General features: G+C 69.8%; 20 protein-coding genes. 14 read left to right on the plus strand and 6 right to left on the minus strand.

Annotation, left to right across the window (positions count from 1 at the left end; all coding sequences use genetic code 11):
- Positions 1 to 13: 13 nt before the first annotated feature.
- Positions 14 to 1,105, minus strand: coding sequence for a hypothetical protein (locus HF024_RS02215; protein ID WP_168688482.1), 1,092 nt, complete (start codon positions 1,103 to 1,105; stop codon positions 14 to 16).
- A gap of 168 nt (positions 1,106 to 1,273) precedes the next feature.
- Between HF024_RS02215 and HF024_RS02220 the strand changes: the two genes are divergently transcribed.
- Genes HF024_RS02220 through HF024_RS02230 form a run of 3 tightly spaced genes read left to right on the plus strand, consistent with a single transcriptional unit; the run spans position 1,274 to position 4,537 of the window.
- Positions 1,274 to 2,161, plus strand: a complete 888-nt coding sequence (locus HF024_RS02220) for an RNA polymerase sigma-70 factor (RefSeq protein WP_168688483.1) — start codon at positions 1,274 to 1,276, stop codon at positions 2,159 to 2,161.
- The gene (locus HF024_RS02225; RefSeq protein WP_168688484.1) at positions 2,158 to 2,574 is read left to right on the plus strand and encodes a siderophore-interacting protein; all 417 of its coding nucleotides are present in this window, start codon (positions 2,158 to 2,160) and stop codon (positions 2,572 to 2,574) included. Before HF024_RS02220 ends, HF024_RS02225 begins: the two co-directional genes overlap by 4 nt.
- A gap of 49 nt (positions 2,575 to 2,623) precedes the next feature.
- On the plus strand, positions 2,624 to 4,537 hold the full coding sequence (locus HF024_RS02230; RefSeq protein WP_168688485.1) for a potassium transporter Kup: 1,914 nt from the start codon (positions 2,624 to 2,626) through the stop codon (positions 4,535 to 4,537).
- A gap of 176 nt (positions 4,538 to 4,713) precedes the next feature.
- On the opposite strand, the gene HF024_RS02235 is transcribed toward HF024_RS02230, so the two are convergent.
- Positions 4,714 to 5,859, minus strand: coding sequence for a toll/interleukin-1 receptor domain-containing protein (locus HF024_RS02235; protein WP_168688486.1), 1,146 nt, complete (start codon positions 5,857 to 5,859; stop codon positions 4,714 to 4,716).
- A gap of 439 nt (positions 5,860 to 6,298) precedes the next feature.
- On the opposite strand from HF024_RS02235, the gene HF024_RS02240 reads away from it, so the two are divergent.
- The 3 genes from HF024_RS02240 (at position 6,299) to HF024_RS02250 (ending at position 10,207) form a co-directional block, all read left to right on the plus strand.
- Positions 6,299 to 7,540: an AI-2E family transporter gene (locus HF024_RS02240; RefSeq protein WP_247597259.1), complete on the plus strand. Its 1,242-nt coding sequence runs from the start codon at positions 6,299 to 6,301 to the stop codon at positions 7,538 to 7,540.
- A gap of 98 nt (positions 7,541 to 7,638) precedes the next feature.
- A complete protein-coding gene (locus tag HF024_RS02245; protein ID WP_168688488.1) occupies positions 7,639 to 8,406 on the plus strand; it encodes an SDR family oxidoreductase in 768 nt (255 codons plus the stop codon).
- Positions 8,407 to 8,551: 145 nt separating this feature from the next.
- Complete coding sequence (locus HF024_RS02250; RefSeq protein ID WP_168688489.1) at positions 8,552 to 10,207, plus strand: cytochrome b N-terminal domain-containing protein; 1,656 nt, start codon at positions 8,552 to 8,554, stop codon at positions 10,205 to 10,207.
- Here the strand turns inward: HF024_RS02250 and HF024_RS02255 are convergent.
- Complete coding sequence (locus HF024_RS02255) at positions 10,149 to 10,535, minus strand: hypothetical protein (RefSeq protein WP_168688490.1); 387 nt, start codon at positions 10,533 to 10,535, stop codon at positions 10,149 to 10,151. The genes HF024_RS02250 and HF024_RS02255 overlap by 59 nt on opposite strands.
- 121 nt (positions 10,536 to 10,656) lie before the next feature.
- On the opposite strand from HF024_RS02255, the gene alr reads away from it, so the two are divergent.
- From alr to HF024_RS02275, 4 genes are read left to right on the plus strand one after another with little or no spacing between them, the layout of a single operon-like run.
- A complete protein-coding gene (gene alr, locus HF024_RS02260) occupies positions 10,657 to 11,832 on the plus strand; it encodes an alanine racemase (RefSeq protein ID WP_168688491.1) in 1,176 nt (391 codons plus the stop codon).
- Complete coding sequence (locus tag HF024_RS02265) at positions 11,810 to 12,859, plus strand: D-alanine--D-alanine ligase family protein (RefSeq protein WP_281727828.1); 1,050 nt, start codon at positions 11,810 to 11,812, stop codon at positions 12,857 to 12,859. Before alr ends, HF024_RS02265 begins: the two co-directional genes overlap by 23 nt.
- A gap of 40 nt (positions 12,860 to 12,899) precedes the next feature.
- Positions 12,900 to 13,937 (plus strand): alpha/beta fold hydrolase, encoded by a 1,038-nt coding sequence (locus tag HF024_RS02270; RefSeq protein WP_168688493.1) that lies wholly within the window; start codon positions 12,900 to 12,902, stop codon positions 13,935 to 13,937.
- Between the two features lie 43 nt (positions 13,938 to 13,980).
- Positions 13,981 to 14,682, plus strand: coding sequence for a class I SAM-dependent methyltransferase (locus HF024_RS02275; protein ID WP_168688494.1), 702 nt, complete (start codon positions 13,981 to 13,983; stop codon positions 14,680 to 14,682).
- Here the strand turns inward: HF024_RS02275 and HF024_RS02280 are convergent.
- Genes HF024_RS02280 through HF024_RS02290 form a run of 3 tightly spaced genes read right to left on the minus strand, consistent with a single transcriptional unit; the run spans position 14,679 to position 18,689 of the window.
- Entirely contained in the window at positions 14,679 to 16,316 is a 1,638-nt protein-coding gene (locus HF024_RS02280; RefSeq protein WP_247597260.1) for a SulP family inorganic anion transporter, read from the minus strand. The two genes, HF024_RS02275 and HF024_RS02280, sit on opposite strands and share 4 nt — an antisense overlap.
- Positions 16,317 to 16,325: 9 nt before the next feature.
- Positions 16,326 to 16,997 (minus strand): GAP family protein, encoded by a 672-nt coding sequence (locus tag HF024_RS02285; protein WP_168688495.1) that lies wholly within the window; start codon positions 16,995 to 16,997, stop codon positions 16,326 to 16,328.
- A gap of 18 nt (positions 16,998 to 17,015) precedes the next feature.
- Positions 17,016 to 18,689, minus strand: coding sequence for a SulP family inorganic anion transporter (locus HF024_RS02290; RefSeq protein WP_168688496.1), 1,674 nt, complete (start codon positions 18,687 to 18,689; stop codon positions 17,016 to 17,018).
- Between the two features lie 235 nt (positions 18,690 to 18,924).
- Between HF024_RS02290 and HF024_RS02295 the strand changes: the two genes are divergently transcribed.
- From HF024_RS02295 to HF024_RS02310, 4 genes are all read left to right on the plus strand, one after another.
- Positions 18,925 to 21,270: an arylsulfatase gene (locus tag HF024_RS02295; RefSeq protein WP_168688497.1), complete on the plus strand. Its 2,346-nt coding sequence runs from the start codon at positions 18,925 to 18,927 to the stop codon at positions 21,268 to 21,270.
- 13 nt (positions 21,271 to 21,283) lie between these two features.
- The gene (locus HF024_RS02300; RefSeq protein WP_281727829.1) at positions 21,284 to 22,216 is read left to right on the plus strand and encodes a formylglycine-generating enzyme family protein; all 933 of its coding nucleotides are present in this window, start codon (positions 21,284 to 21,286) and stop codon (positions 22,214 to 22,216) included.
- A gap of 182 nt (positions 22,217 to 22,398) precedes the next feature.
- Positions 22,399 to 24,054 (plus strand): LuxR C-terminal-related transcriptional regulator, encoded by a 1,656-nt coding sequence (locus HF024_RS02305; protein WP_168688498.1) that lies wholly within the window; start codon positions 22,399 to 22,401, stop codon positions 24,052 to 24,054.
- Positions 24,051 to 24,587, plus strand: a complete 537-nt coding sequence (locus HF024_RS02310; RefSeq protein WP_168688499.1) for a hypothetical protein — start codon at positions 24,051 to 24,053, stop codon at positions 24,585 to 24,587. Before HF024_RS02305 ends, HF024_RS02310 begins: the two co-directional genes overlap by 4 nt.
- The last annotated feature ends 20 nt before the right edge of the window (positions 24,588 to 24,607 follow it).

Here is a 24,607-nt window from a genome sequence, read left to right on the forward strand (position 1 = left end):
CTGAGGGATGACATCACCCCGGCGGCTTCGGCGTGCGTCGCGCCTTGCGCAGAACGCTCCGCGCCTCCCTCATCACTCCGTTCGCGTCTCCCAGGATGCCGCTCGCCTGGTCGAGCGAACGGTCCGCCTTTGCTGCGGTTCTGCTCGGCAGGATGAACTCGATCGCCAGTGAGGTCGCGACACCGAGAAGGACACCCGCTGCGAGGAGGAGCCCCTGGACCCACGCGGTTCCGGATGAGGTGGTCCAGCGCACCATCGTCGCGTCGAGCCTGGTGCGCGTTGCGGGGTCTGCGCCTTTCGGGTCGGTGGATGCCCAGCTCCGCGACCAGGTCACGGACTGGGTGAGGGCGTTTCCCACGCCTTCGTCCGGCATGGTCTTGTCGACGAGGTCGGAGGTCCGTCCCTCCAGGGAGGCTTCGAGGGTGGAGAACGGGCCGGGCACGGCTGCTCCGGGGGGTGGTGCGTAGCCGTCGATGAACTGGCCATATTGGAGCGGGGGCGTGCGGGCGACACGTTGGTCGATCGTCGCGTCCGTCCATCGACCGACCGGTTCGGCCGAGAAGGAGGCGAGGTTGTCTCCGCTCAGGAAGGTCCGCGACTCCTCGCCGGCCGCGTTGATCTGTGGTGGCCCGTCGGCCTGGAGCTCCACCTTCGCGGTCTGGGACTGCGTGGGTTTCGTGCACGAACGACCGCCGCCGGTGAATGTGACCGTGGCCTTGGGCGTGAACCCGAGCCGGACGGTGGACGGGTCGAGCTGCGAACTGCAGGTGAACTGGAGGTACACCACGTCCGCGATGGCGGAGACGGGTGGCCCGTCCATGGTCGCCTGTTGCTCCGGTCGGGTGACGGTCCAGCGGCCATCCTCGATGCTCGGCACCTGGGGGAACGACGAGACGACGTAGAGATCGAGGCGGCCGTCTTCCTGCAGGGTGATTCTGAGTTTCACGGGCGCATCGCGAACGTTCGTCCAGACCACGATGCCTTCGTAGTCGCCGCGCGCAAGGTCGACAGACGGTGAACGGAGGGCCACCAGGCCGAGCGCGAGTCCCGCGCCCCCGACTGCGAGGACGGCCGCGGTCTTGATCAGCGCGCTGACGACTCTCATCGTGATGTCCGCGGCACAGTCTACTGACAAAAACTCATCAATGGGGATGTCGTCGCGTCGGTGTCACAAACCGGCACCCTCCCCGGTCTCCCTGGTGAAGGAGTTCTGTGCCTGGCGTTCCCGCCGAGCGCTCGACGGACCAGAATCGGAAGACGGGACGGGGAACGGATGAACGGGAGAACACGTGCGGCCGACGAGTCGCTGGAGATCTTCAGCCGCGAACGGCGGCGGGTCTTCGGCACCGCATACCGGATGCTCGGGTCGGTCTCCGACGCCGAGGACATCGTGCAGGACACCTGGCTGCGCTGGCAGGCCGTCGACCCCGCCGAGGTCGACCAGCCCGGGGCGTTCCTGACCACCATCGCCACCCGGCTGTCGATCAACGTGCTGCAGTCCGCCCGCTCGCGGCGGGAGACGTACATCGGGCCGTGGCTGCCGGAGCCGGTGAACACCGAGGCCGACCCGTCGCTCGGGGCCGAGAACGCGGAGGCGCTCGAGTTCGCCTGCCTCCTGCTCCTGGAGGCGCTGTCGCCGACCGAGCGGGCGGCATACGTGCTGCGGGAGGCGCTCGACTACCCGTACGAGCGCATCGCCGAGGTCATCGACTCGTCGCCCGCGAACGCCAGGCAGCTGGTGAGCCGCGCCCGCAAGCATCTGGCGTCCGGTCGCGGCGAGACGGTTCCCGCCAGCGAGTCGCGGCGACTGCTGGAGGCGTTCCTCAGTGCCGCGCGCACCGGGGACGTCGAGCAGCTCGAGCAGCTGTTCGCCTCCGATATCGTCAGCTACACCGACGGCAACGGCGTGAAGCAGGCCGCCCGCATCCCGGTGGTGGGGCGCTCGCGGGTGGCGAAGTTCGTCTCCGCGTTCTCCACCCACTTCTGGACGGGCAAGCGCATCGGCTGGACCACGCTCAACGGCCAGCCGGCGGTGACCGTCTCCGAGGACGGCGCGATCACCACCGTGCTTACCCTGACCGCGTCGCGCGAGGGCATCCTGCAGTTGCTCTGGGTGATGAGCCCGGACAAGCTGCGCCACGTCGCTCCGGTGGGGGCATGACGGGCGGCCCGTCCGGATCCTGGCAGCACGTCCCCACCCGGTCGGCGGCGCGAGTGTACGCCCGGTCGATCGGCGCGATCCTGGCGATCCAGGATGCGTGCACGTCCGGCGAGGTCGCCGGGCTGGCCCCGCTGCTGCACGAGGACGCCCACCTGATCGTCGACACGGGCGGCAGGGTCGCCGCGCCGGAGTCCGCCTGCGGGCGCACCTCCGCCCTGCAGACGCTCGCACTGATCCTGGATGCGCGGAAGGTGGCGACCACGACGATCCACTCCATCAACGGCTCGGCCGGGCTCGCCCTGCGCGACGCAGGCGACCGGGTGATCGGGATCGTCAGCGTCGCCGTCCACCGTCGCATCGTGCACCGGATCTGGGTCGTGCTCAATCCGGACAAGCTGCGGCACTGGAACTGAGCATGGCAGATTCCTCCGCACGTGCCTGCGGAGGGGTAACGTGACGACAATGCAGCCTCACCGTCATCCTGGTGGCCGCCGCGGGTCGCTGATGGTCGTCGCGGTGGCAGCGCTGGGGGTCGTGTTCGGCGATATCGGGACGAGCCCGCTCTACGCCCTGAAGACGGTCTTCCTGCTCGACGGCGGGGCCGTGCGCGCCAACGAGGGCGACGTGTTCGGCGTCATCTCGCTGATGTTCTGGAGCATCACCATCATCGTGTCGATCAAGTATCTCGGCATCCTGATGCGCGCAGACAACGACGGCGAGGGCGGAGTGATGGCCCTGGCCGCGCTGGCGCAGCGACTGTATGCGAAGCGCGCAGGCAAGGCGGGCATCCTGCTCGTGATCGGCATCGTGGGGGTCTCGCTGTTCTACGGAGACTCGATCATCACCCCCGCGATCAGCGTCCTCTCCGCCGTCGAAGGTCTGCACGTCACGGTGCCGGCGATCTCGCATCTGGTCATCCCGATCGCCGCGGTGATCCTCGTCGGCCTGTTCCTCGTGCAGCGCTACGGCACCGGCCGGGTCGGTGTGCTGTTCGGACCGATCATGGTGCTGTGGTTCGTGGTGCTCGCCGCGGCCGGCCTCGGCATGGTCATCCAGTACCCGTCGGTGCTACTCGGCCTGTCGCCCAGCTACGCGGTGGTCTTCATCTTCTCCCATCCCGCGATCTCGTTCATCGCGCTCGGTGCCGTGGTCCTCGTGATCACCGGCGCCGAGGCGCTCTACGCCGACATGGGCCACTTCGGGCGCTCGCCGATCCGGCGGGCCTGGTTCTTCCTGGTCTTCCCCGCCCTCACGATCAACTACCTCGGGCAGGCCGCGCTGGTGCTGCACGACCCGGCGGCGAAGGCCAACCCGTTCTTCCTGCTGATCCCGGATTGGGGCAGGCTGCCGGTGGTCATCCTCGCGACCGCCGCGACCGTGATCGCCAGCCAGGCCGTCATCTCCGGGGCGTTCTCGCTGTCCCGGCAGGCCGTGCAGCTCGGGCTGCTTCCGCCGCTCACCGTGCGGCAGACCTCCCGGCGCGAGGGCGGCCAGGTCTACCTGCCCGCCATCAACGCGCTGCTGCTGATCGGTGTGCTGGCGGTGATGCTCGCGTTCGGGTCGTCCGACCGGCTGTCCACCGCATACGGGATCTCGGTCACCGGCGCCCTCGTCGTCGACACGCTGCTGCTCGTGCTGGTCGCCCGGCCGCTGTGGGGTTGGGGGCCGTGGAAGATGGCGGCGGCCGCCATCGTGTTCGGCGGGCTCGAGCTGGCGTTCCTCGCCGGCAACCTCTCGAAGATCGTCAACGGCGGCTGGGTGCCGCTCCTCATCGCCGGCGCGGTCATCCTGGTGATGACGACCTGGCGCCGCGGCAGGCTGCTTGTGCAGGAGGACAGGAAGAAGAAGGAGGGTTCGCTCCAGCAGTTCATCGAGGACATCCGCGCGAAGAACCTCCCTCGCGTCCCCGGCATCGCGGTGTTCCCGCACCCGAACAAGGACAGCACGCCACTCGCCCTCCGCGCGAACGTCGAACACAACCACGTGCTGCACGAGTCCGTCATTATCGTCTCGATGAGCACGGCGTCCGTGCCGCACGTGCCGCCGCTGGAGGCGTTCACCTACGACGAGCTCGGATACACCGACGACGGTATCGAGCACCTGACGATCCGGTTCGGCTTCTCGGACAAGCCGGACATCCCGCGCGCGCTCCGTGCCGCCTGTTACGCAGGAGTGCTCCCGCTCGACGCCAGAGACTTCAAGGAAGCCTCGTACTTCATCTCCCGCGGGGCGATCCGCACCACCAAGAAGAGCAGCATGGTGCGCTGGCGCCGGTCGCTGTTCGTCGCGCTCGCGCACAACGCCGCCGACCCCGCCGCGCGGTTCGGGCTGCCTGCGTTGCGCACGGTGACGATGGGCAGTGACGTCGAGATCTGACGCCGACCACTCCGGACGCGGGAGCGAGCGTCAGGGGACGTACGCCGCCAGCGGCTGCAGGGCGGGCTGCGACGCGGGATCCGCGACCGCGGCCTGGATGGTATGCGCGGAGGGCCCGGCCGTACCAAAAGTTACGCAGCGCATAGGTTAACGAGACGCGGTGGTAGTGACGCTGTTCAACTGCTGATTTGGGCCTCTTGAATGTTCTCTAGCCCAGTTTCGTCGATCAGGACAATCCAAGCCTTCATGACGGAAAGCCCTTCGACTAGGAGGGTCAGCCCCTCACGAAGAGTCCGAATCGGAGCGCGCAGGTCTCGAGAACTCTTCTCCAACGGGCTGAGGGCATCGACCATCGATTTGACGGCACCTAGGCCAATCTCGGACTGAGCGACCATGGTGCGCACCGTCGAGAAGAATTGGACGAACTCCTCCCTAGCCTCGGGGTTCTCGCTGACCTCTACTGGCGCCCGTTGGATGATGACACGGACGCCCTCGTCAACGTCATGCAATCGACTTGCAAATCGATTGCCATAGTCCCTGATTTCCTCGGCAGGCGCCTTTAGCTTTTGCGCGAGCTGTCGGGCTACGGTCAATCGCGCAGCTATTGCAGCTCCGGCGGCGTTCTGAGCTTCAATGTCCGTGGTGGCAGACGCCATGGCGTTGCCAATATCTTCGATTGTCTGCCCTACAGCGATGATCGTCTCAGACAGGTCCGGTAGGGCATCCTCCATGAGCCCAAGCTTGTCCAGGGTCCCCGATTCATCGAGGTCCTCGGCCGCCTCGATTCCGGCCAATACACTTCCGTCTGCCGCAGCCTTGTCCGCCATGGCATTGGCTGCAACCAGCCGTTCCGCCAGCCCAGATACTGCGCGCTTGTAATCGCCCGAGGACGGGTCGGCGAATCGCAAGTCTGTCCAGTTGACCCACTGAAAGCGGGTGACCATTGCCATGAGATCGTCGGTCTGCGGCTCGCTGTGAAGGTTGGCAAAGTCGACATAGAGAATGGGGAGAACAAGTTCTTTGATGCCCAACTTCTCAGCATTGCGAGCGAAGAAATTGAGTTCCCGCCTACACTCGGCGCTCTGGAAATACCGAGGTGTGATAATTGGCATGAAGAAGGCGATAGACGACAAGCTTTCATCAATCCTTGGACGCCAGTCATCTCCCCAGACGAGGTTGTCACGGTCAAGGAACAGTTGTACGGGTTCTCCAGTGAGCATTTCAAACTGACTTGCGACATCTCGCGCCAGTTGAGCGATTCTCCCGGTTTCGGCATCGTCGTCAGCGTGAACATAGGACCAGAAGCCGTCGATTACTGCCATAGGGGAACCATACACGCGGCGGAGACCGTTTCGAGATCCACGGTTCCCGGGCCCATCCCGAGCTGTTTGGTCATCCGTTCCCGGCTGCCGACCGGCTGTTCAACTCCGACCGGTGAGACTTATCGGCTCGCGATCCCGGACACCGAACGAATCGCGTTCAAGAGCCTCGGGGTCCCGCCCGACGCCTTCCGCGCCTTGGTGAACGAATCGTCACTTCCACCGCCAGTAATATCCACGCATCCCGTTCGAGGTTGGGCGCGAAATACCCTAGCTGGTCGCGGGATCGAGCGTTGCAAGATGTGCTCGCCGTCGCGGACGGCGGCCCATGCGATGCCGAGCGAGAGCACGGAGCAGAACTCCCGCTAGACGCCGGGCGGCGATCGCAATACCCTCGCAGCAAGCGCTGAAACAGCGCGAGCGGGCAGCAGGGAGGCGCCGCGTGACGAATCATTCCCAGCAGGCGGACGGCAAGCGGCGGCGGTGGTGGCCGTTCCACCGCCGCGCCGCGCGGCAGCAGACGCAACCGCCCGCCGATGCGGACGCAGACGCCGGGGCAGGCGCGACCGGTCAGGGCGGCGGCCGCGGGGTGCGCATCCTACTCGGTTTCGCCAGCGCCGTGGTCGCCGCGTTCGGGATGCACGCGATCGGCAGCATCCTCGCCCCCGCCCTGCTCGCGCTCGTGCTCACGATCTGCGCGCAGCCGGTGCGGGTGTGGCTGACCAGGCACGGCACACCGGCCGGCATCGCGACGGGTGCGGTCGCGCTGACCACCTTCGCGCTGCTGGCAGCGTTCGCCGGGCTGCTGATCTTCGCGATGGCGGACTTCGTCGGGATGCTGCCCCAGTATCAGGCGGAGCTGCAGGCGTTCGGCGCGCAGGTCGGGGCGTGGCTGAACAGCATCGGGATCGGGTCGGAAGACGTGAAGGCGATCACCGGCGGCTTCGACCCGTCCAAGTTCCTCAACTTCTTCACCAGTCTGCTCGGCGGCGCGTTCGGCCTGCTGTCGTTCGGCGTGATCGTGCTGACCATGCTCATCCTGATGCCGGCGGACGCCGCGTACACGCCGACGCTGTTGCGGCAGCTGAAGCCGACAAAGCCGAACCTCGTGTACGCGATCTCGGCGTTCGCGACGAACGTGCGCAGGTACATGGTCGTCACCACGGGGCTCGGCATCGTGCAGGGCGTCATCAACGGTCTGGCGCTGTGGCTGCTCGGCGTGCCCGCCGCGCTGCTCTGGGCGATCCTCGCGTTCCTGTGCAGCTTCATCCCGAACGTCGGCTACTTCATCGCCATCGTGCCTCCGCTGGTGTTCGGCTACCTCACCGGCGGGTGGGAGACGGTGATCGCGATCATCGTGATCTACGGGCTCATCAACGCCGTCGTGCAGTCGGTCGTGCAGCCGAAGGTGGTCGGCAACGCTGTGGCGCTGAGCCAGACGCTCACCTTCTTCTCCGTGCTGTTCTGGGCGTTGGTGCTCGGAGCGATCGGCGCGATCCTGGCAGTCCCCCTGACGCTGCTGGTCCGCGCGGTGCTCGTCGACGCCGACCCGCGCGCCCGCGTCTGGCGCGCGGCCATCGGCGACCTGAGCGAGACCCGCGCGATTATGCGCGCGGAGGCGAAGGACAGGAAGGACGCCAAGCGCGCAGGGGGCGTCCCGGATGCGGAGGAGCCGCCCGCCTGACGCGTTGCTCTTCGAGGTGCTCCCGATCGCGCGGAACTGTCACAACGGTTCCCGCTGCCCGGTCAGAGCTGGTGTAACCATCCAGCGAAAGGAATGCCATGAAGATCGTGGTCATCGGCGGTACAGGACTCATCGGGGGGCCGCTCGTCGACCTGCTGCGGCAGGCGGGGCACGACGTGGTCGCCGCGTCGCCGTCGACGGGCGTGAACAGCGTCACCGGCGAGGGGCTCTCCGACGCGCTCGCCGGAGCGGACGTCGTCCTCGACATCCCCAACTCGCCGTCGTTCGCCGACGACGACGTGCTCGACTTCTTCCAGCGGTCCACCACCAACCTGGTCGAAGCGCAGAAGGCGGCGGGGGTCGGGCACCACATCGTGCTGTCCATCGTCGGCGCCGACCGGATGCACGACATCGGCTACATGCGAGCCAAGGTCGCGCAGGAGAACATCGTCACGGCCAGCGGTGTGCCGTACAGCATCGTGCGCGCCACCCAGTTCTTCGAGTTCATCCCACGGCTCGCGGAAGGCGCGGCGGACGGGGACACCATCCGGCTCTCGCCCGTGATGATGCAGCCCATCGCCGCCGCCGACGTGTCCGCGGCGCTCGCCGACATCGCCACCCGGCCGCCGACCAACGGCATCGCCGAACTCGCCGGACCGGAACAGCTCCGCCTCGCCGACCTCGGCCGCCGCGTGCTCGAAGCGCGCGGCGACACCCGCACCGTGGTGGCCGACCCGGATGCGGGCTACTACGGCGGCGTGGTCAGCGACACATCCCTGGTGCCGGGGAACGACCCGGCCATCACAGCGCTGCGGATCGGGCCGACCCGCTTCGAGGAGTGGCTGGGCGCTGCCGGGGGGAACTGAGCGTCGCACGCACGGAACCCTCGCCCATCCCGGTGGGCGGGGGTTCTTCGTGTGCCCCGACCTGTCACATTCGCGCCCTCCCAGCTGTCTTATCTAGTGAGACAGGAGGACATCGTGCAAAGGATTCTTGTGGTGGGTAGCGATCATGTCCCGCTCTGACCGGCGCTCGCGCAGGCGCTCCATCACCGACAGGGCCGCGACCGGCTTCGCCACGCGGACCGCGCTCGGGCGCCGGCTCACCGCGCTCGCCGCCGAGCTCCGGCAGCGGCACATCACGCTGCACTGGACGAACATGTTCGGCGTCGTCTCGCTGGCCTGCGTGGTGGTCGTGTTCGTCAGCGGCGTCTTCCTGATGTTCTTCTACGCGCCGTCCAGCACGCCGGTCGTCTACGGCGGTGCGTACGCCCCGCTCGGTGGGGCGACCATGTCGAAGGCGATGCGGTCGACACTCGCCATCTCGTTCGAGGTGCCGGGCGGGCTGCTGATGCGGCAGGTGCACCACTGGGCGGCGCTGCTGCTGCCCGCCGCGCTCATCCTGCAGCTGCTGACCACGTTCTTCACCGGAGCGTTCCGCCGGCCGAGACGCCTCAGCTGGGTGCTGCTGTTCCTTCTCCTGATCCTGGCGCTGGCGGGAGGGTGGAGCGGGTACGCGCTGCCCGACGACATGCTCTCGGGCACCGGACTGCGCATCGTCGAGGGCATCGTGCTCGGGATCCCGGTGGTCGGGACGTGGGCGTCCGCTCTGCTGTTCGGCGGCGAGTTCCCCGGGCAGATCATCGAGCATCTGTACCCCGTCCACGTGCTCGTCGTCCCGGCGGCACTCGTCGGGCTTCTGGTCTGGCGCATCCGGATCGCGTACGTGGAGCGGCCGCCGCAGTTCGCCAGGGAGGGTGCGACGGAACGCGCCGTCGTCGGCGTCCCCGTGCTGCCGAACGCGGCCGTGCGCGCCGGAGGGCTGTTCGCGATCGTGACCGGGCTGCTGTTCCTGGTCGCTGCGACCGTGACCGTCAGCCCGATCTGGCTGTACGGCCCGTCGTCCGGCGGCGACGCATCGGCGGGCAGCCAGCCGGACTGGTACACGGGATTCCTCGACGGAGCGCTGCGGCTCGTGCCTCCCGGCTGGGAGTTCGTCTGGCTCGGCCGCACCTGGACGCTCGCGATCCTCGTGCCGCTGGCCGTCGTCGGGGTGTACCTCGCCGCTGTGCTGCTCTACCCGTTCGTGGAGGAGTGGATCACCGGCGACGCCCGCGAGCACCACATCCTGGATCGTCCGCGCAACACCCCGGCACGCACCGGGATCGGGGTGGCGGGGATCGTCTTCTATGGCGCGCTGTGGGGTGCGGGCAGCGCCGACCTGGTCGCGACGCACTTCCAGCTCGGCATCGAGACGGTGGTGCACGTCTACCAGGCGGCGGTCGTCGTCGGCCCGCTCGTCGCGTTCGCCGTCACCAGCCGGGTCTGCCTCGCGCTGCAGAAGAAGGACGGCGAACTGCTGCTGCACGGCTTCGAGACCGGACGGATCGTGCGCCTGCCCGGCGGCGAGTACGTCGAGGTGCACCAGCAGCTCGACGAGCACGAACGCTGGAAGCTCGCGAACACCAGCGACGGCGAACCGTATCAGGCACGGCCGGACGCGCGCGGGCATCTCGGGATGGTCAGCAGGGTGCGGGCGGGCATCTCCCGGTTCTTCTTCGAAGACAGGGTCAGCCCGGTCGCTCGGAGCGTCGAGCCTCCGCAGCCGGTCACACGTGGTGACCGCGCCGCAGAGCCTGCGGGTGCAGGCGCACCCAGATCACGCTGATCAGCGCCCCGGTGACGTCGACGGTCATGGCGGCCGTCGTCTCACCGCCGGCGCTGAGCAGCAGCCCGGCCTGACCGTTCACCGGCCGCTCCACCACGTCCAGCTCCGGCTTCCTCGCCATGCTGTGCAGCAGCAGCGAGACGGCGTCGAAGGTGCCGTTCACCATCCGCAGCGCTGGATGCTCGTCGTCGCCGGAATCGACCACGACGGCCACATCCGGGGCGAGCATCGACTCCAGCCGGTCGGCGTCGCCGGACACGGCCGCCAGCCGCAGCTCGCGGACGGCGCGGTGGTGCAGGGGGCGGGGGAGGAACGCGGAGATGTTCATACCCTTAAGACCGCCGGGGCGTGCGGAATGTGACCACCGATCCCGCAATACATCGAGCGACGGATGCTGCGGCGACCACCGGATGACGCGGCGGCACACAGCGCGTCCGTAGCGTCGGAGCATGCTCTCCGTCACGACAGCTTCACCGCCCGGCGCCGTCGCCGCGGCCGTCCCGTTCGCCACCCTCACCGTCGACCACGACGCCATCGCCCACAACGTCGGCGTGCTGCGCGCGGTCGCCGGGGTGCCCGTGCTCGCCGTCGTGAAGGCGGACGGCTTCGGGCTCGGGATGGCGACCGTCGCGCGCACCGCGTTGCGCGCGGGAGCGTCCGCGCTCGGCGTCGCGACGGTCGACGAGGCGCTGCAGCTGCGCTCGGCCGGGATCTCCGCGCGCCTGCTCGCCTGGCTCGCCGACCCGCTCACCGACCTCGCCTCCGCGATCCGGCTCGGGGTCGAGCTGGGGGTGCCGAGCGAGCGGATGCTCGACGCCGTCGCCGCGCAGGCGAGGGCCATCGGCGTCACGGCGCGCGTGCACCTCGAAGTCGACACCGGGCTGTCGCGCGGCGGTGCGGAGCCGACGGACTGGGCTGGCCTGTGCGGTGCGGCGGCCGAGCTGGAACGGTTCGGCACGGTGCGGGTGGTGGGGGTGTGGTCCCACCTCGCCAGGGCGAACGAGCCGCATCCATCGGCCACGGCTGTCGCCGTCGACGCCTTCCGCGAGGCCGTGGAGGTGGCCGTCGCCGCCGGTCTCACCCCCGACGTGCTGCACCTGGCCAGCTCGGGGGCGGCGCTCGCGCATCCCGCGACCCGGTTCTCGCTGGTGCGCTGCGGGCAGGCGCTGTTCGGCGTGCAGCCGGTGGACGGGCGCGTCTACGACCTGCGGCCGGTCGTCCGGCTGACCTCCCGCATCGTGCAGCTGCGGAGGGTGCCGCCCGGCACGCCCGTCTCGTACGGCGGCGAATACCGCACGCCGGCGGAGACGGTGCTGGCGCTCGTGCCGCTCGGGTACGCCGACGGCATCCCGCGCGCGGCGGGCGACCGGGCGGAAGTGAGCATCCTGGGTCGACGCTGCCGGGTGGTCGGCCGGGTGTCGATGGACCAGCTGATCGTGGATGCGTCCCCGGTGGGCGCCGAGGTGCGCGAGGGCGAGGAGGTGGTCGTGCTCGGCGACCCGGAGGCGGGGGAGCCCGTGCTGGCCGAGTGGGGGCAGTGGGCCGGCACCATCCCGCAGGAGGTCATGACCGGCTTCGGCGGGCGCATCCACCGGGTGCACCGTGGGGCGGCGCGCGTTGCTTAGGGCGCACACGACGATCGCGGTGCTGTACGGAGGCGCCAACTCCGAGCACGAGGTGTCTGTGCGATCGGCCAGGGATGCGGTGGCCGCGTTGCGCGGGCTGGGGTTCGTGGTGCGGCCGGTCGGCATCGACCGCGCCGGGGTGTGGCACGCCGCGGAGGTGGATGCGCTGGGCGCTGTGGCCGCGCCGGGGCAGGGGCAGCAGCCGGGGCAGCTGCGGCAACTGCGCGGTGTCCGCCCCGAGCTGTGGCGCGGTGTCGACCTCGTCTTCCCGCTGCTGCACGGCCGCTACGGAGAGGACGGGACCGTGCAGGGGGCGATCGAGCTCGCAGGGCTGCCGTACGTCGGATCCGGCGTGCTGGCCAGCGCGCTCGCGATGGACAAGGCGATGACCTGGCGGGTCGCGTCCGCCGCCGGGGTGCCGATGGTCGAGACGCGCGTGGTCGACGCGGTGCGGACGCTACCGGATGCGGTGCGCGGCCTGCCGTTGCCGCTGTTCGTGAAGCCGAACAGGGCAGGGTCGAGCGTCGGCGCATCCCTCGTCTCCGAGCTGGATGCTCTCGCCCCCGCCGTGCGGACGGCGCTCGCCCACGACACGCTCGCGCTGGTGCAGCCCGCCGTGCGCGCGGACGAGGTGAGCATCGGCGTCTACCGGACGCCGGGCGGCGCGACCCGCACCACCGGCCCGTCGCGGGTGACGGTCGCCGGCGACGGCGCGTTCTTCGACTACGACGGCAAGTACAGCGGACGCGGCCCGGCCATCGAGGTTCCCGGCCGCGTCGATCCGGCGCTCATCCCGCGACTGCAGCAGCTCGCCGCAGATGCATTCCGGGCGATTGGCGCAGACGGCCTCGCCCGCGTCGACTTCTTCGTGCAGCAGGACGGCACGGTGCTGCTCAACGAGGTCAACACGATGCCGGGTCTCACCGCGCGCTCGCACTTCCCGCGGCTCTGTGCGGAGGCGGGGCTGAGCTACCCGGATCTGCTCGGAACGCTGGTGGAGCGGGCGGTCGAGCTCGGGCCCCGCTGACGGCACCCCGCTGACGGCCCGGCGGGACCACAATGGGGGCATGCAGCAACGCATCGGCTGGCTGACCACCGACGACGACGCCCGGATGGCGTTCGCCACGGTCGGCGACGGCCGCCCGCTGCTGTACGTCTCCGGCTGGCTCAGCCACCTCGAACGCGGCTGGGAGCTGCCGGAGGAGCGCGCCTTCTACGAAGGACTGGCCAATGGCTGCACGCTCGTCCGCTACGACCGGCCGGGCACCGGGCTGTCTGCGCCGTCCGGACGCCCGCCCTCGCTCCAGCAGGAGCTCGCCCAGCTGGATGCGCTCGCCGCCACCCTCGGACCGCAGCCGTTCGACTTGATGGGCGCGTCGATGGGCGCGCCCGTCGCCGCGGCGTGGGCGGCCGCGCATCCGGAGTCCGTGCGGCGACTCGTGCTCTACGGCGGCTGGGTGTCCGGTGCCGCCATCTCGACGCCGGAGGTGCGCGACAGCGTGCTCGGGCTGGTCGAGTCGCACTGGGGGCTCGGCTCCGACGTGCTCACCGACATCTTCGCTCCGGATGCGCCTGCCGGTTCCCGTGCGGCGTTCGCGCGCTACCAGCGGGCGGCGTCGACCGCATCCACGGCCCGGTCGTTGCTCGAACTGAGCTACGCGCTCGACATCGGCGACGTGGTCGGGCAGGTGCAGGCGCCCACCCTGGTGGTGCACAGGGAGCACGACAGAGCCGCGCCCGTCGCGCAGGCGGTGGCGCTCGCCGACGGCATCCCGGGCGCGCAGCTCGTGGTACTGCCCGGCCGGTCGCACCTGCCGTGGGCGGGGGACACGCACGCGCTCGTGGCGACGATCCGCCGATTCATCGGCCTGCGCGCACCCCGCACCGCGGCAGGACGGCTGACGGCCAGGCAGGACGAGGTGGCGGCGCTGGTCAGCGCAGGGCGCACCAACCGCGAGATCGCCGCCAGCCTCGGCATCGACGAACGCTCGGCGGAAGGCCACGTCGAGCGCATCCGGGTGCGCCTCGGCTTCCGGTCGCGTGCCCAGATTGCCGCGTGGTACGCCGCCCGCCACGAGCAGGCAGGGCCGGGGGAACTGAGGTAGTTCCACGCCTGACCGCGGGGCGGCGGCGGCGCACGCTGGAGCCATGACAGACAGCGACACGACAGCACCGGCCCCGACCCCGGCACCGGCCCCTGCACCGGCCGGCTTCGACCTGCACCCGGGGCGCGGCCGGTTCAACGCGGCGTTCTTCCACGCGATGGGCCCGACCCTCGAACGCAGTCTCCGGCACCAGAAGCAGCGCGTCTTCGCCGACCTCCCTGCCGAGGTGGTCGAACTCGGCACCGGCGTCGGCGCCAACCTCGGCTACCTCTCGCCCGGCGCGACCCTCATCGCCATCGAACCCAACCGCTACATGCACCCGGCGCTGCGGGATGCGGCCGGTCGCCACGACGTGCACCTCGACCTGCGCGAACGCACGGCGGAACAGACCGGCCTCCCCGACGACAGTGTGGACACCGTCATCTCCTCCCTGGTGCTCTGCACCGTTCACGACCCGGCGGCCGTGCTCGCGGAGGTCAGGCGCATCCTGCGACCGGGCGGCACCTTCCGCTTCGTGGAGCACGTGGCGGCGGACGACGGAACACTCACCCGAGCTGCCCAGCGGCTGTTCCGTCGGCCGTGGGCGTGGACGTTCGAAGGATGCTCGTGCGAGCGCGACCTCGAACACGCGGTGCGCGCGGCCGGCTTCGGAAGCGTGGAGGTGGAGCGGTACCGGGTGCACACGCCGCTGCTGCCGTTCAACACGCAGATCGCGGGGGTGGCGGTGGCCTCGGTGGTGGCCTAACCCGCCCGCCCGGCCTCGCGCAGCATCCGGAACCAGTCTGTGCGTTCCAGCATCGCGAGCACCGCTGGCGCGAACCCCGTCAGGGCGAGGGTGATGCCGCGGCCGGTGAGTTCGCGGTCGAGGTCGCGGAGGCCTTCGATCACCGTCACGGACACGTCTTGCATCACCGAGCAGTCGACGGTGACACGGCGGGTGCCCGGGGCGGCGTCGACGGCTTCGAGCACCGCCTGCTCCGTCGCCAGCATGCTCGCCGTGTACAGCGGCGCGAGCAGTGTCACGACAAGCTCGCCGCCACCGCCACCGCCGCTGCCACCTTCACCACCGCCACCGTCACCACCCACCACCCGGATGCGCGGCTTGTTCAGCGCGGACAGCAGCAGGATCAGGGTCAGCACCACTCCCACCAGCACTGCCTGCAGGAGCCCGGCGGTCAGGCCGACCGCCATCGTCACGATCGCGACGGCGAAGTCGCGGCGGCTGATCCGCCAGAGGCGGCGGAGGGAGGAGATGTCGATCAGCCCGAACACCGCGACGAACACCAGGGCGGCGAGCGTGGCCTGGGGGAGAAGGCTCACCACCGGTCCGAGCCACAGCCCGACCAGCACGGCCAGCCCCGCCGTGACCAGGGCGCTCAGCTGGGAGCGGGCGCCCGCATCCCGGTTGACCGCGCTCTGCGAGAAGCCGCCCGCCGCCGGGAGGGTCTGGAAGATGCCGCCGACCAGGTTGGCCGCCGCGTCAGCGAGGAGTTCCTGGTTGTTGTCGATCGTCCGGTCGCCGGTGCCGCGGAGGCCTCGGGCGACCGCCGTCGTCTCGAGGAAGGCCATCACCGCGATGGCGAACGCGCCGGGCAGGAGGGCGACGATGTGCTCGAAAGAGGGGAGGGCCGGCAGCGGGAAACCGCCGGGCACCGGGGCGATGCGGTCGACGCCCGCCTCCGGCAGCCCCGCGAACGCGCTCAGCAGGATGCCCGCCGCCACCACGATCAGCGGGCCGGGCACGCGCGGGGCGAAGCGCTTGAGCAGGAACAGCACGGCGACGGAGCCGACGGACAGCAGCACCGTGGCGAGGTTGGCGTGCGGCACGGCCTCCACCACGGCGACGAACGAGCGGATGAAGCCGCTGCCCGTCGTCGTCTGGGAGACCCCGAGCAGCTTGGGCAGCTGGCCGAGCGCCACCGTCGCACCAACGCCCACCTGGATGCCGAGCAGCGTCGGCTTGTTGATGATCTCCACGAGCGAGCCCAGCCGGAGCAGCCGGGCGACGGCGAGGATCGCGCCGACCAGCAGCGTCAGCGTGACCAGGTCGCGCGGGATGTCGTCCGAGCCGGAGACGACCCCGGCCGACACGAACGTGGTGGCGGTGAGCGTGGCGATCGTGGAGGTGGTCGACACGCTCATCGCCCGGGAGCCGCCGAGCAACGCGTAGACGATCATCGGAACGATGCAGGTGTACAGCCCGGCCTGCACGGGGAGGTTCGCGATGGTGGCGTACGCCATCGCCTGCGGCACGACCACCGCTCCCGCCGAGAGGCCCGCGAGCACGTCGCGGCCGATCCACGACCGGTGGTAGCCGGACAGGGTCGGCAGCAGCCAGGGATTCCGCGGGGGTCTCTGCGTGCCGTTCTGCGTCGTCATGGGGTCCGGCTAGAAGCTTCCGATGCCTTTGCCGATCACCGAGACGCCGATGACGAGCAGCAGGACGGCCATCACGGTCGCGTTGTTGTGGACCAGCCAGCCGCGCAGTGCGTCGAGCGGGCCGCGCATCCGGTCGGCGGCCACGAGGTAGGCGATGACGGGAGCGGCGACCGAGATGACGGCGATCACCGTGAAGACCGCGATGGCGAGGATCTCCGATCCCACGGACAGACCGGCGGAACCGATGACGATGCCCGCGCTCGCCGCGAGCAGCAGGTTCTTGGGGTTGACGGCGGCGAGGACGAAGCCGAGCAGGAGACCGCGGCCGGTGGTCATCGAGTCGATGGCGCTCATCCACTTCGGCAGGGCAGGCTCCTCTCCGTGCTTCGGCCGCGACCGCCACTGCCGCACCGCCAGCAGGAGCAGCAGGATGCCGAGGATGAGCTGGATGGTCCCGGCGATCGGCTTCGACGCATCCGGGTCGTTCTCCGGCAGCACGGCGGCGAGCAGGGTGAAGACGGTGACGGCGACGATCACGCCGACGAGCCAGCCGAGGAGGAAGCCGACGCCCGTGCTCCTCGCCCGCGGCGACAGCAGCATGAGGATCGCCGCGATGATCGGGATGGGGCTGATGGCGACACCGATCGCCAGCGGGAGGATCGCTCCGATCACTTGAGGCATGGTGGTCTCCTTCGTCTCTCAGGCTCCGGCACGGCTGGTGCTCCCCGGCGGTCGGGGGTCGGTCAGCCGGGCGAGCGCATCCCGGTTCGTGTCGTAGACGGTGACGCCGTCGAGCAGGCCGAGGCGCTGCATCCGGTCGCGGAGGCCGGGGCGCATCCTGCTCAGTCCGAGGTCGACGTGCCGGTCGGTCAGCCACTCGTGCACGCTGCGAAAGCCCTCTGCGCCGGTCACGTCCACGTCCGTGACCGCCTCCAGGTCGAGCACGACGTGCCGGACGCCGTCCGCGGAGGTCACCGCGCGCTGCACCGCCTGCCCGAAGGTGACGCTGTTCGCGAAGAACAGCGGGGCTGCGAGCCGCACGACCACGACGCCCGGCGCTGTCGGCTCGCCGGGCTGCGCGGTGTCGAGGAGGGAGCTCTGCGGGTCCCCGTCGGCTGCGAGCGTGTCGATCGCCGGGTTCGCCGCCCGCCGCGTCACGTTGACGACGGCGAGCACGAAGGCCACGACGATTCCGGCGATGGATCCGACGAACAGCGTCACCAGGAAGCACACGGCGCCGATGGCGAACTCGAACCTGTCCTGGCGCCACAGGGCGGCGAAGTCGGCGATCCCGAGCAGCGGCACCACGGCGACGGCGACGATCGCGCCGATGGCGGGCGACGGGATGTGCTCGAGCAGCGCCGTGCCGAAGATCAGCAGCGCGAGCGTGCCGATGGCGGTGACGATGGTCGGCAGCTGCGTCCGCGATCCCGCCTGGTCCATCGCGGCCGTGCGGGAGGTGGACGACCCGACCGAGAAGCCGCCGGACACCCCGGCCGCGAGGTTGGCTGCGCCGAAGGCGAGCAGCTCCCTGTTGGGCTTCGTCGGGTAGCCGCGTTTCTCCCCGTATGAGCGGGAGACGAGCAGCCCCTCGCCCATCGACACGATCGTCAGCGCGATGGCGGACGGGATGAGCGCGAGCCACAGCGACCAGTCGATCACCGGCCAGGTCAGTTTCGGCGGCCCGGCCTCGACGGCGCCGAGCACGGAGACGCCCGCCTTCTCCGCACCGCTCAGGACCACCACGATGGTCGCCACCACGAGCACCACGAGCGCCCACGGCACCGCGCGCGCCAGCACCCGGCCGACCAGCAGGATGATCAGCGCGCCCACGGAGATGAGCAGCGACCACACGTTGAGGTGGCCGAGGCCGGTGACCAGCCCGGCCAGTTTGTCGGTGAACTCGCCGCCGGAGTCGATCTTCACCCCCAGCATCTTGGCGACCTGGGACACCAGGATGTCGAGCGCCAGGCCGCCGACGAAGCCGATCAGGATGGGCTTGGACAGGAAGTTGGCGAGGAACCCGAGCTTGAAGAACGAGCAGAGCAGGAAGAGGACGCCGCAGATCAGCGCCTGGGCGAGCGCGAGCGTGATGTAGTCGGCGCTGCCCGCGACGGCGAGGCCGCCGAGCGACGAGGCGACGAGGGCAGCGGCAGCCGCATCCGGGGACGCCACCAGCTGGCGGGACGAGACAAGCAGCGCCCACACGATCCCTGGAAGCACCAGCGCGTACAGGCCGGCCGTCGGCGGCAGGCCGGCGATCTGCGCGTATCCGATGTTCAACGGAACGGCGATGGCCAGCAGAGTGACACCCGACACGATCTCGCGCACCGCGTTGCGTCCGGTGAGCCCGGCGAGCGGGCGTGCTGACATGTCGATCCCCTCCGATTGCCTCGGAACCGCGACTGTGAAGGAAGGCTAGTCAGTGCCGGGGCCCGCGTCTAGGGGGGGCACGTGGGCCCTAGACGAGACGGAGCGTCGCGGGTTACGTTCAAGTCGGAATCGTCTGAACGACAGCGCCGGATGCGCATTTCCCGACGCCGAGGGCGCACACGGTCGTGCGCCGCCTGTGTGGTGATGGGGTACGCAGAGACGTGGGGAACCGGCTGTGACGCGAGAATTCCAAGGCAAGATCGAACTCGATGTGCGGGACTCGGCGGCGGACTGGGACGCCTTCCTCCCGCCGAAAGCTCCCGAGGGGGCGCCGAACGTCCTCCTCGTGCTGTTCGACGACACGGGCCAGGCGGCGTGGTCGCCGTACGGCGGGCGCATCCAGATGCCGACGATGGACAGGCTGGCGGCCGGGGGGCTCACGTACAGCCAGTGGCACACGACGGCCCTGTGCTCTCCCACACGCTCGACGCTGCTGACCGGCCGCAACCACCACGCCAACGGGTTCGCGACCATCTCGGAGTCGAGCACCGGGTTCCCCGGGTACAACTCGCACATCCCCCCGGCGAACGCGACGATGGCGAACGTGCTGCGGGACGCCGGCTGGGCCACGTTCTGGGTCGGCAAGAACCACAACGTGCCGATCGACGAGTGGACGGCGGGGGCGTCGAAGAAGAACTGGCCGCTCGCGCAGGGCTTCGACCGCTTCTACGGTTTCGTCGGCGGCGAGACGAACAACTGGTTCCCGTCGCTCGCGGAGGACAACCATTACATCGACCAGCCGTACCTCCCCGAGCAGGGGTACCACCTGTCCAAAGACCTGGCGGACCAGGCGCTGAGGATGCTGCGGGATGTGAAGCAGACAGAGCCGGACAAGCCCTGGTACCTGTGGTTCTGCCCGGGAGCCAACCACGCGCCGCACCACGCCCCTCAGGAGTACATCGACAAGTACAAGGGCGCGTTCGACGACGGCTACGAGGCGTACCGCGAGTGGGTGCTGCCCCGGATGATCGAGCGCGGGCTGCTGCCGGAGGGAACGGAGCTGACCGCCATCAACCCGATGCCGCCGGGGACGTTCACCCAGACCGACGCCGTGCGCCCGTGGGCGGAGCTCACCGACGAGGAGAAGGCGATGTTCTCCCGGATGGCCGAGGTCTTCGCCGGATTCTCCGAGTACACGGACGCCCAGGTCGGCCGCATCGTCGACCACCTGGAGGAGTCGGGCCAGCTCGACAACACGCTCATCATCTACTGCGCGGACAACGGCGCATCCGGTGAGGGCAGCCCCAACGGCTCCGTGAACGAAGGCAAGGTCTTCGGAGGGTACCCGGACGACGAGAAGCAGAATCTGACGATGGTGGACGAGCTCGGCTCGCCGAACACGTACAACCACTACCCGACGGGATGGGCGGTCGCGTTCTCCACCCCGTACCGGATGTTCAAGCGGTACACGTACCAGGGCGGCGTCTGCGACCCGCTGGTGATCCACTGGCCGGCGGGCATCCGGAGTGCGGGGGAGGTGCGCAACCAGTACCACCACTCCACCGACATCGTCGCGACCATCCTGGATGTCTGCGGCGTGGAGATGCCGGACACGTATGCCGGCGTGGAGCAGCGCCCGCTGGACGGCGTGCCGATGACGTACACCTTCGACGCCGACCCGGACGGGCCGACCACGAAGGAGACGCAGTACTACGAGATGCTCGGCAGCCGGGGCATCTGGCACAACGGCTGGAAGGCCGTCGCCGAGCACGGGCCGGTGAGCGGCATGAGCGGTTTCGCGAACGACACCTGGCAGCTCTTCCACACCGATGTCGACCGGTCGGAGGCGCACGACCTCGCCGCAGACGACCCGGCCAGGCTGGAGGAGCTGAAGGCGCTCTGGATGGAGGAGGCGAAGCGCAACCTCGTGCTGCCGCTGAACGATCTGCAGATCATCGGCAACCCGAAAGACTACGAGACGTTCCTCGGCATGGAGTTCAAGGTGCCTGTGCCGCCGAGCGGCCAGTACACCTACTACCCGGGCACGTCCGAGGTCCCCGAACGGTCGGCGGCGAACACCCACGGCGTCTCGTACAAGGTGCTCGCCGAGCTCGACCTGACGGCCGACAGCCAGGGCGTCGTCTTTGCGCACGGCTCCCGCTTCGGCGGTCACGCCCTGTTCATCAAGGACGGGCAGGTGAACTACGTGTACAACTTCCTCGGCATCCCGCCGGAAGACGTCATCTCAGCACCCGTCCCCGGCCCGGGCAAGCACATCATCGGCGTGGAGTTCACCAAGGAGAGGATGGGCGAGTACCGGGAGGGCATCGGCCCGCTGGCGCTCTACATCGACGACCAGAAGGTCGGCGAGAAAGAGATCCGCACGGTCCTCGGGCACTTCTCGCTCTGCGGAGAGGGCCTCTGCATCGGCTACGACAGCGGGGATGCGGTGTCCAGCCAGTACACCGGCTCCCGGTTCGAATTCGAGGGAGGCACCATCGACAAGGTGGTGTTCGACATCGCCGACGACGCATACGTGGATGTGGAGGCGCACTACGCGGCGGCGATGGCCCGCGACTGAGTACCCTTCAAGGGTGAGTGCACCCCTGACCAGCCAGGTTCCTGTCCCCGCCGGTTCGTTCAGCATGGGCTCCGCCGAGTTCTACCCGGACGAGCAGCCCGTGCACGTCCGGACGGTGGATGCGTTCCTCATCGACGCGCATCCGGTGACGAACGAGCAGTTCGCCGCGTTCGTCTCCGCCACCGGGTACGTCACGGTGGCGGAGCGTCCGCTCGACCCTGCCGACTTCCCTGGCGCTGACCCAGCGGACCTCGTGCCTGGCGGGATGGTGTTCACGCCCACCGCAGGGCCCGTGGACCTGCGCGACTGGCGGCAGTGGTGGCGCTGGGGAGCGGGCGCGTACTGGCGCTTCCCGTTCGGCCCGGAGTCGTTCGACGCTCTCGCGGAGCGCCCGACGCATCCGGTGGTCCAGGTGAGCTTCGAGGACGCGTCCGCCTACGCATCCTGGGCCGGCCGCCGCCTGCCGACCGAGGTCGAGTTCGAGTACGCCGCCCGCGGCGGCCTCGACGGCGCCCGCTTCGCCTGGGGCGACGACGAGCGCCCGGACGGCACGCTGATGGTCAACCGCTGGCAGGGCAGCTTCCCGTACCGCAACACGGGCGCGGCCGGCTACGAAGGAACCACCCCGGTGCAGACGTTCCCCGCCAACGGCTACGGCCTCTACGACGTGACGGGCAACGTCTGGGAATGGACCACCGACTACTACGCGCCCCGCCATGTGCCCCCGGATGCTGCCACCCCCATCGACGCAGGCTCCCGCCCCAGCCTCCTCGCCCCCGGCAGCGCGGAACCCGGCTCCCGCATCCCGCGCCGGGTGCTCAAGGGCGGCTCCCACCTGTGCTCGCCGGACTACTGCCTCCGCTACCGCCCGGCGGCGCGCTCGCCGGAGTCGGAGGACTCGGCGACGACGCACATCGGGTTCCGCTGCGCGGGGGATGCGGTGTAGGGGACAGTGTCCACCGGGATATCGGATGCCGGACACCGCATGCGCGACTCCGGATGCTGGATGCGCCTCCACGACCCGTGCTAGGTTGCCGATGGGGCACCGCAGCGATTCCGGCCTTACCCGCTCGCCGGAACGCCAGCCGCTGCCTCGTCTGGGAAACACCAACCTCCGAGAGTTGACACGTGACCTTCAGCGCGCCCGATCCGCGGCGCTCGTTCCAGGACGGGCGCGACCCATCGCCGGAAGAGACGTCGGACCCCGACGACATCCGGCTGCACGTCGACCGGACCATGCGGCCGAAACTGATCGCGCTCATCGCCGCGGGGGCGTACCCGGCGGCGTCCGAGCTGGTCCGTGAGAACTGGTTCGATCTGCTGATGAGCGTCGACGAGGAGCTCGGCGGCATCATCGACCGTATCCCGGCGTCGGTGCTGAGGGAGTGGCCGCTGCTGATGATGCTGGCCGGGATCATCTACAACGTGGTCCCGCACCGCAGGGTGAGGGGTCTTCGGTACTTCGCCGCCGCCGCCCGGGCGGCCCGCGCATCCCGTCGCGACGTCGACCAGGTGGACCGCGCGCTGATCCTCGCCAGCGAGAGCGCCGCGTACCGCTTGATCGGCCGGCCGACTCTGGGCATCGGTCCCGCGAGGGCGGCCGTGGCGGCACTCGACGGCCTCCCGGAACAGGAGCGCCGGTCGGTGCAGGCTCTCAGCAGGGTCTACGCCCACGTCGGCACGACGCAGTACTACGCCGGTCAGGTGGACGAGGCGCTGGAGACCTTCGAGAAGGGTCTCGCCGAGTCGCCCGAGACGGGGTACTCACCCGGGTTCGGGAACCTCGCGATGCTGGCCGGTATCCGTGCTCTGCAGGGCGACCTGCTCGAGTCGGAGGCGTACATCGAACTCGCGAGGACCGGCGAATGGACCGAGATGCAGCGGTCCTGGTATCCGGGGACCTTCTACCGGATCGCCGAGGCGACCGTCGCCCTCGAACGGTTCGATGCAGCTGAGGCGCGCGAGCAGCTGGGCGCGATGGTGCACGACCGGCGCACGATCGAACACTGGCTCGCCATCGCCACCACGGAGGCGATGACCGAACTCGTCGCCGGCCGCGCCGCCGTTGCCCTCGCGGAGCTCGACGGCTTCGCTGCGATGCGCGCAGCGGAAGGTCGTTCGTCGTCCGCCAGGGCCGCACTCGCGCCGACGCGCGCCCTCCTCCAACTCGCCCTCGGCAACCCGGATGCGGCGGATGTGATCCTCCGCCGCGATCTGAGCGCCGGCGTCGAACGCCACATCGGCCGTGCGCGGGTGGAGCTCGCGCTCGGTCGTCACGGAGCAGCGCTCCAGGAGCTTCGCCACGTGGCGGGCGCGACGCCCACCCCGCGCCTCTCTGCCGCCGCCACCACGCTCGAAGCGGCAGCACTGCTGCGGTTCTCCGAGAGGATGCGCGCACGCGCGGCCGTCGAGCAGCTCGGTGCACTGCTCGACAGGACGGGTCAGCGGCTCGTGGTCGCCCTGCTGCCCCCGCGCGACGTCGAGCGCCTCGTCGCCGCGCTCGACGAGGCCGGCTTCGGGCACCTGTTCGACGGGATGCCGTTCCGCTCCCTGCTGCCCGAGATCGACAGGGAGAGCGTGCTGAGCGAACGTGAGCTGGCCGTCCTGCGCGCGCTGGTCGATACGCCGACGATCTCCGTCATCGCCGCGCAGCTCGTCGTCTCGACGAACACCGTCAAGACGCAGCTCCGCAGCATCTACCGCAAGCTCGGGGTCTCCAGCCGCGACGAGGCGATCGCGATCGCGCTGGAGCGCCACCTCGTCGTGCCCAGGGAGGAGGATTGACGCCGTCGACGCGCATCCTGCTGGTGCTGGCTTCGCTGGGTGCACTCACCGCCCTCGTGCTGCTGGCCCTCATCCCGGTCGGGGGACCGCTCGCCGCGTTCTCGCCGCCGCTCTACGCCCTGGTGGTCGCCGTCAACAGCGTGCTGCCGTTCCTGGCCAGGCGGATGCTCGGCTTCCCGTTCGCTGCGACGTTCGTGTCGTTCTTCGCCGGGCTTCTCACCGGTGCCTTCAGCTCCATCGGCTTCCTCGTGCTCGTCCCTCTGGTGGCAGGAAGCCTGACCTTCGACCTCGTCGTCAGCCTTCTGAACCGGATCCGGCGTGACCGGCGACCGGGCGAGTGGCGGTGGGCGGTCGCGGCGGCCGCATCCGGTGTCGTGCTGTTCCTCGTGTCGCTCCCGGTCTTCTCGCCGGGCGACCTGATCCCGTCGATCCTCGTCGTCACGCTGGTGGCGAGGGTCGCCGGGCAGCTGGCCGCGTCGCTGCTCTCGCGCGTGCTGGCCGCGCGGCTCGCGCGCGCCGGCATCTCGGCCTGACGCGCGTTCGCACCTCCTTC

The sequence above is a fragment of the Leifsonia sp. PS1209 genome (genome assembly GCF_012317045.1).
Taxonomy (GTDB): Bacteria; Actinomycetota; Actinomycetes; order Actinomycetales; family Microbacteriaceae; genus Leifsonia.

Bases quoted from the DNA above. Each gene is read 5' to 3' on its own strand.
- HF024_RS02215 (WP_168688482.1), bottom strand. From the start codon at position 1,105: ATGAGAGTCGTCAGCGCGCTGATCAAGACCGCGGCCGTCCTCGCAGTC.
- HF024_RS02220 (WP_168688483.1), top strand. From the start codon at position 1,274: ATGAACGGGAGAACACGTGCGGCCGACGAGTCGCTGGAGATCTTCAGC.
- HF024_RS02225 (WP_168688484.1), top strand. From the start codon at position 2,158: ATGACGGGCGGCCCGTCCGGATCCTGGCAGCACGTCCCCACCCGGTCG.
- HF024_RS02230 (WP_168688485.1), top strand. From the start codon at position 2,624: ATGCAGCCTCACCGTCATCCTGGTGGCCGCCGCGGGTCGCTGATGGTC.
- HF024_RS02235 (WP_168688486.1), bottom strand. From the start codon at position 5,859: ATGGCAGTAATCGACGGCTTCTGGTCCTATGTTCACGCTGACGACGAT.
- HF024_RS02245 (WP_168688488.1), top strand. From the start codon at position 7,639: ATGAAGATCGTGGTCATCGGCGGTACAGGACTCATCGGGGGGCCGCTC.
- HF024_RS02250 (WP_168688489.1), top strand. From the start codon at position 8,552: ATGTCCCGCTCTGACCGGCGCTCGCGCAGGCGCTCCATCACCGACAGG.
- HF024_RS02255 (WP_168688490.1), bottom strand. From the start codon at position 10,535: ATGAACATCTCCGCGTTCCTCCCCCGCCCCCTGCACCACCGCGCCGTC.
- alr (WP_168688491.1), top strand. From the start codon at position 10,657: ATGCTCTCCGTCACGACAGCTTCACCGCCCGGCGCCGTCGCCGCGGCC.
- HF024_RS02270 (WP_168688493.1), top strand. From the start codon at position 12,900: ATGCAGCAACGCATCGGCTGGCTGACCACCGACGACGACGCCCGGATG.
- HF024_RS02275 (WP_168688494.1), top strand. From the start codon at position 13,981: ATGACAGACAGCGACACGACAGCACCGGCCCCGACCCCGGCACCGGCC.
- HF024_RS02280 (WP_247597260.1), bottom strand. From the start codon at position 16,316: ATGACGACGCAGAACGGCACGCAGAGACCCCCGCGGAATCCCTGGCTG.
- HF024_RS02285 (WP_168688495.1), bottom strand. From the start codon at position 16,997: ATGCCTCAAGTGATCGGAGCGATCCTCCCGCTGGCGATCGGTGTCGCC.
- HF024_RS02290 (WP_168688496.1), bottom strand. From the start codon at position 18,689: ATGTCAGCACGCCCGCTCGCCGGGCTCACCGGACGCAACGCGGTGCGC.